The organism is Fluviicola sp. (assembly GCF_030151805.1).
In the GTDB taxonomy this organism is placed as follows: domain Bacteria; phylum Bacteroidota; class Bacteroidia; order Flavobacteriales_D; family Crocinitomicaceae; genus Fluviicola.
Genome location: NZ_JASLCN010000492.1, coordinates 1 through 6,845 on the forward strand (window position 1 = coordinate 1; position 6,845 = coordinate 6,845).

A 6,845-nucleotide genomic window follows, 5' to 3' on the forward strand; every position below is an offset into this window, starting at 1 on the left:
TCGTGGCCGTCGTCGTCCGCTTCATATAAGAAAACCAGGAACAAACCGCCAGCTAAAACAACAAACAGAATCGAACGGTTCATACTGGAATTGTAGATCTCTTTTCGGGCTCCTTTCACAGCATTGTAAGCTTCCATCTGGGAATCAACCTGCGCAGTCACAAATTGCTGCACCTGCTGCGGATTCGATATATCCAGCTGGTAATTTGCCATTGCAACCTGCGGATCCATCTGCATGACCTGTTTCATATACATATCATTCAACCCTGCATATTGTTTCGATTCCATTGAATTCGAATATCCATCATCCAACCCGACAACTTTCACAATAATCAAAAAGACAAAGAAGCTTCCCAATACAATCAGGAATTTTTTCTTCTGAGCCAGGATTTCTTCGCGTTGTTTAATCAATTCATTGAGGAACAATACAACCATCACAGGAATGGTTAATTCCACAATGACTAAAATCATCGTTACTGCCCGGAACTTATTGTATGCAGGAATGTGATCAATGAAAAAGTTTGTCAATCCCATGAAGTTTTTCCCCCATGAAAGCATAATTGCCAGAACAGTTACTGCAAAAAGCGCCCATTTGATTTTATCCTTCATAAAGAATAATCCTAAAAATGCCAGCAAGAATGCAATGACACCGATGTAAACAGGCCCGGATGTAATCGGCTGAGTTCCCCAATACGAATATCCGTTCAATACGCCATTGATTTTATCCTGGGGCATATCGCTGTTTTGAATCGCCTCCGCAAAAGGAGAATTTCCAAGTGGTTCGGAAGCTCCACCTTTCACATAAGGTGAAATTAAAGTAAAGGTTTCTCCTATTCCGTAAGACCATTGCGTAATGTAATCTCTATCCAAACCATTGGATTGATTTTTTGAAGTTGTTCCATCCGGATTAATCGTTACATCATTTGCCCCGCGAATACTGTATTTTGAATAGTCATTCGTTAATACGATATTTTCGCTATTGATTATGAAAGCAAGTAAATAAACCGCGATGATTCCCCCGGTAGCAATGAAAAATTCTTTGATTTTCTTTTCTTTGAGTGCTTCGATAAAGAAGTAAACTCCTACAAAAAACAATACAAAAAGGAAATAATAGGTAATCTGTACGTGGTTCATTGTCAGTTCAAGCGTCATGAAAACACCCGATAATATAATTCCCCAAAGCCGGTTGGTTTTGAATGTATAGATAAAAGCTCCCAACAATGCCGGCAAGAATGCCGCTGCTGCCGATTTAATCACGTGCCCTGCCTGGATCACGATCAACTCATAACTGGCAAAACTGTAAATGATTGCTCCGATCAGTCCTATCCATGGATTCAGTCGCAATAAACGGGCAAAGACCAGGAAGGAAAAAACATGAAGAAGAATCAAACCTATTGGCTGAGGAAACAACTTGAAATATGCTCTTGTTATTACTAAGAACCAGTTTCCTGGTTTTTCAAGACTGATCTGCTCTGCAGGCATTCCACCAAATCCGGAATCGGACCATTTAGGTTCATCACCGGTAGCTTCCCGATACAACTTAACTGAGTTCGACATTCCGATAGCCTCTTTGGTATCGTGCTGCTTCACACCATAACCTTCCAGTTGCGGTTTAAAGAAAACAGCGGTAACAATAACCATCAACGCGACTATTGCTAAATATGACCAGTTTTTTTGAAAGAATCCCTTTATGTCCATAAGTTAAAATTGTTCCTGCCAAAAATAAGAACTTTAATTATCTAATATCTATTTTGACTGAAATTATCGCCTTTTCGGATTTCATCGTTCATTTTTAAATTATTGCATCGAAATTGAACCTTTTTCCAGTTGATTTGTAATCAATCATGTCGTAATACCGAACTATGAAAAAGAGTTGTTTTATCCTGTTACTGCTTCTCGGATCCGGATTTCTCTCCTTCGCGGGGGTTCAACGTAAATCCGTTTCTGATTTTCACCTTTTCAGTACGGTGAAAAATCCGCAGCTAAACCCCGGAGAAGCCAAAGTAACACTGCATTTTTATTCGTTCAATTTCAGGGATATTCCGAGAGATCTTGAAACAATCGTTTATTATTCAGTCAACGGCACCACCGATACACTTTTCCTGGATTCCACCTTTTCACACACGCTTGCATTGAAAAGCGGAAAAACACTATTTAAATTCTGGGCGGGCCCCGGATACAATGAAGTGATCAGTGACAGCGTTGATATCGGAAGTCAAACAGAAAACCATGCGCAGGTTACCTTCAATTCCGAATATATGCTCATCGAAGTCGACAAACCGGTGATTTATTTTCAGAGTCCGGTTAAACTGGATTTCAACCTGGAACTAAACCCGGTAGGAGATTTATCTTTCACTTACCCGAAGTATGAAAATCACTGGAAAGGAACACTTTATCCGAATGGAGAAATTGAGATCGGAGAGCAAAAATATCCTTATCTTTTCTGGGATTCCCGACAGCAATTTCAATTAACAAAACACAGCAATGGTTATCACGTTCAAAAAAACGAGGTGGTCGCCTTTCTCGAAAAACACCTTTCTGACCTGGGTTTTTCATTTTCTGAAAAAGCCGATTTCATTACTTATTGGGGGCCAAAAATGACGCGTTATGAATCTGTTTTCGTGCAGTTTTATCACCAGGAATCCTGTAATCAGTTTGCAATACTGACTTGCGATCCTCAACCTGAACAGGTGAATCGTTTTTACATGGCTTTCTCAGAATGGAACCATTCATTGGAACCTTATTTAAACCCGATCGAACCAACTCCTTTTATCCGGACAGGATTCAATATCCTGGAATGGGGAGGTTTCGAAATCAAATCTTCTGACTTATGATTTACAAACTCGCATTACTTTTTGGATTGTGTATTCCGGTTTTTGCATTTTCCGGTGAAAGGGAATCATTTCCCCAACTCTGGATTATCAAAGACAGTGTTTCCAAATCCACCCATCCCGACAGTGTGAAACTCGTGGTTCGCGTTTTTGATCCGAACGGTCAGCTTTTGCTTGATCAGCATCCTGCAATTATTCAGATGAACATTGATAAAAAGACGAAGAAATATACGATTTCCGAAAACAACACCGTCTTCGGAAGGACGATTTCCAAAGGGAAACACAACATCGTGTTTTACCTGAACGCGAATTTTGAAAGTATTCATTTCGACAAAGATTTTGCTGGCGGCAGATATTATGAAGTCGGGATTGCATTTCAAAACAATTCAACCAGCAATCCGCGCAATCAGATCATGCTTGAAAAACCGGTTATTTACCTGTACAGCGAAAAAGAAGAAAATTTCGGCCTGAAAATAAAAACCGGTGCAGCTCTTCAATTTACCTATCCGGCTTACAACGGAGAATGGAAAGGAACCAGTTCTTCCAACGGAACCATTCAACTGAACGGCGCTTCATTTCCCTACTTGTTCTGGGATGCAGATCTTCAGTCTGAAAACCTGCGGTTGAATTGGCATGACGCTGATTTCATTGAAGGAAAACAAATCATTCCTTATTTGGAAAGTCACTTGACTAAAATTGGTTTCAACGCGAAAGAAAAAGCAGATTTCATTACGTATTGGGGACCGCGGATTCAACACATGCGCTATGCAGAAATTCTCTGGATGCAAAACAAATCTCTTGATGAAATTGCTTCCCTGGAAATCTCACCTGCATTTAAAATGAACCGGGTTTACCTGATTTTCAGAGAAAGCAACTACCCTATTGATCAAACACTCCAGCTCAAAAGAACATCCCTCCAACCCATTGACAGATCCGGAAATTATTTGGTAGAATGGGGAGGAATTGAAGTTAAACCAACTCTTTAAGCTATGCGAATCCTGATTATCTTTCTGTTGTTAAGTTCCTCGCTTTTCGCGGAATCCATTCCCGATTATTTCGTTCGTTATGTCAAAGACAAAAATCCTCCTGTAAAAGGCGCCCGGATCAACGTTCTTTGTGAATTCAATGACGAATACGAACCTTTACAGGAATTGAAATTCGGAATAAACGGAAGCAACGGGCAAATGAAACTAGATTCCAAAAACTCTGGTAACCTCATCAAAGCCCCTCAAAAAGCGGTTTTCCAGTTTTACTATCCGATGTTCCTGGAAATTGAAACTGATAGTATTGAGATTAAACCGGGACAAATCACCATCATTTCGTTGCATTTCAAACGTTTCGTAGAACCAAGACCTGTGAAGAAGCCCGTAATTTATTTGTATCCCGAATCGGATCTGGAAGTATCTGTTCATCTCAAACCACGGGGGGAACTCACATTCAGTTATCCGGATTATGCTGAAGGCTGGAACGGTGTTGCACATCCGGATGGTTCGATTTCGATTGGTCAACAAAACTATCCTTATCTCTTCTGGGAATCGGAACAACGCTTTAACAGGTTTAACGTGGAAGCAGGCGGTTTTGTCATGCAACAAGCTTCCGTAACCGAATCACTGGAAAAAATACTATCCGAAATGGGATTCAATACAAAAGAGAAAGCTGATTTCATTACATTTTGGGGTCCGCAACTGGCAAAACATTCGCACGTTTTTGTTCAGTTTGTTGTGAATGAAGCCTGCAACGAATTCGCTTCGCTGGAAATTACTCCCAAGCCCCAAAATATCAACCGGGTTTACATGATTTGGAAAGCGGGTGAAGACACTTATTTTCAATTCCCCAAAACTCAAAAACTGCCTCTGCTCAAACGAAACGGATTTCATGTACTGGAATGGGGCGGAATTGAACTGACAAATTCCTTGAATTGAAAACCCGGATCGAATTATGTAAAACATCTCTTAACCGGGTGGCACTTAAATAAACTTCCGGAACACGCTTTCTCGCTTATCAATTTTACGTTTTCGCTTATTAACTTTTTACTTTCGATTCTCAATTTTCCATTCTTCGTTTTAATTAATTTACTTAGTTTTAAAAAAAAAAGATTATGAAAAAATTAATTCTATTACTTTCCATTTCGAGCGCAGTACTTGTAACATCATGTAACATGGCCAGCGATGCTGATTACGATGCAATGGCAAAAGACATGTGTGACTGCGTAACTAAATCTTCAGCTGGGATTTCGGATGAAATGAAAGCAGCTCTTGTTAAATCTGAAAAAGATGGGACAGACATGCAGCAAGCTATGACCGAAGTGATGATGAAAGACATGGAAAAAGGGATGGCAGATGCTCAGGCAATGATCGACCTTGGAAAAGAGATGGAAACTTGCTCTAAAGACTTAGAGAAAAAATACGACAAAGTTTACACAACAGAATCTCAGGATGTAGTTATCGAAAAAGTTTTGACTGCACTTAAGAAACAAAAAGGGTGTGAATTCACGTATGCTTTGATGAAAATGGGAGCAAAAGAAATGTCAAAGCAATAATCTAATTACTGCTTTATAAATAAAAAAATGGGAGCTTCCGGCTCCCATTTTTTTATTGCTATTTCTTCGGATTTGCAAACATCCGGACATCTTCTCCTGAGATCTTCGGTCCGCACAGAATAACCAAACGCTCTACAATATTCCGCAATTCACGGATATTTCCTGTCCAATCCGTTTGTTGTAGTTCCAACAAGGCGTCATCCGTAAATTCTTTCTTCGGAACTCCATGCTCACTGCACACAAGCGTTAAGAAATGTTCTGCCAGCATCGGGATATCTTCTCTGCGTTCGTTTAAAGAAGGCACATGAATCAATATAACTGCCAAACGGTGATACAAATCTTCTCTGAATCGTCCTTCTGCAATTTCTTGTCTCAAATCTTTATTAGTAGCGGCAACAACCCGTGCATCAATTTTAATGTCGCGTTCGCTTCCAACACGCTGAATAACGTTTTCCTGCAAAGCTCTCAGTACTTTTGCCTGGGCAGAAGCACTCATATCCCCTATTTCATCCAAAAACAAGGTTCCACCGGAAGCCAGTTCGAATTTTCCTTTTTTATCTTTCACCGCCGAAGTAAAGGCTCCTTTTTCATGACCGAATAATTCACTTTCGATCAATTCACTTGGAATAGCAGCACAATTGACTTCTACAAAGGGCATTTTCTTCCGATTCGACAAGTCGTGCAGTGAACGAGCCACCAATTCCTTTCCGGAACCGTTTGCACCCGTTACCAAAACACGCGCATCAGAAGGTGCTACCTTCTCAATCATTTCCTTGATCTTGATGATTCCCTCTGTTTCCCCGATAATGGATGATCCTTTGAATTTGCGAACAGTCGTTTTCAGCTGTTTTGTTTCTTCCACCAATACCACGCGGTCTTTCGCATTTCTGATTGTCACCAAAATACGATTCAAATCCAGGGGTTTTTCAATAAAATCGAAGGCTCCTTTTTTGATTGCTTCTACAGCCGTTTCGATATTTCCATGGCCCGAGATCATAATAACCGGAGAATCAATCCGCTGGTTAACAAGCGCATCCAGCACTTCCATTCCGTCCATCTGAGGCATTTTGATGTCGCAAAAAATGATGTCGTACAAGGTGTTTTTGGCTTTTTCCAAACCTTCCACTCCGTTTTCCGCTTCATCGACCTGAAAGTCTTCGAATTCCAGAATTTCGCGTAACGCTCTGCGGATAGCCCGCTCATCATCAATGATTAAAATCTTTGCCATGTGCTTTTATTGGTCAACGAAAATAACCATTTAATGTCGAATTATGAATGCCGAATTACGAATTAAAACGGAAATCAATAGGGTCTCTGTCTCGATACTTCCGCCTTGTCAGTTTGAGTATCCCGACTTTTTAGTCGGGGTGTATCGAAAACACATGGCGGAAACTCGACAGGACAACACATAGATTACTGAAAAAATCACTTGCTAACGCCTGTTTCCTCGAAAGCATCACTTTCTCTTCTTTTACA

5 protein-coding genes and 1 pseudogene are annotated in these 6,845 nt (G+C 40.4%); 4 read left to right on the plus strand and 2 right to left on the minus strand.

Annotated elements, in window-relative coordinates; all coding sequences use genetic code 11:
• Positions 1-1,640: pseudogene (locus Q1V93_RS18740) on the minus strand (hypothetical protein); the annotation flags it as partial.
• Positions 1,641-1,861: 221 nt separating this feature from the next.
• Here Q1V93_RS18740 and Q1V93_RS18745 point away from each other — a divergent pair.
• The 4 genes from Q1V93_RS18745 (at position 1,862) to Q1V93_RS18760 (ending at position 5,369) form a co-directional block, all read left to right on the plus strand.
• Positions 1,862-2,833, plus strand: a complete 972-nt coding sequence (locus Q1V93_RS18745) for a hypothetical protein (protein ID WP_300666906.1) — start codon at positions 1,862-1,864, stop codon at positions 2,831-2,833.
• Positions 2,830-3,816 (plus strand): hypothetical protein, encoded by a 987-nt coding sequence (locus Q1V93_RS18750; protein WP_300666908.1) that lies wholly within the window; start codon positions 2,830-2,832, stop codon positions 3,814-3,816. Before Q1V93_RS18745 ends, Q1V93_RS18750 begins: the two co-directional genes overlap by 4 nt.
• Before the next feature lie 3 nt (positions 3,817-3,819).
• Positions 3,820-4,752 carry a hypothetical protein gene (locus Q1V93_RS18755; protein ID WP_300666910.1) on the plus strand — a complete coding sequence of 311 codons (933 nt, stop codon included), beginning with the start codon at positions 3,820-3,822 and terminating at the stop codon, positions 4,750-4,752.
• A 176-nt stretch (positions 4,753-4,928) separates the two neighbouring features.
• The gene (locus tag Q1V93_RS18760; RefSeq protein ID WP_300666913.1) at positions 4,929-5,369 is read left to right on the plus strand and encodes a hypothetical protein; all 441 of its coding nucleotides are present in this window, start codon (positions 4,929-4,931) and stop codon (positions 5,367-5,369) included.
• Between the two features lie 58 nt (positions 5,370-5,427).
• Here Q1V93_RS18760 and Q1V93_RS18765 read toward each other — a convergent pair whose 3' ends face one another.
• Entirely contained in the window at positions 5,428-6,597 is a 1,170-nt protein-coding gene (locus tag Q1V93_RS18765) for a sigma-54 dependent transcriptional regulator (RefSeq protein WP_300666916.1), read from the minus strand.
• Positions 6,598-6,845 lie beyond the last annotated feature (248 nt).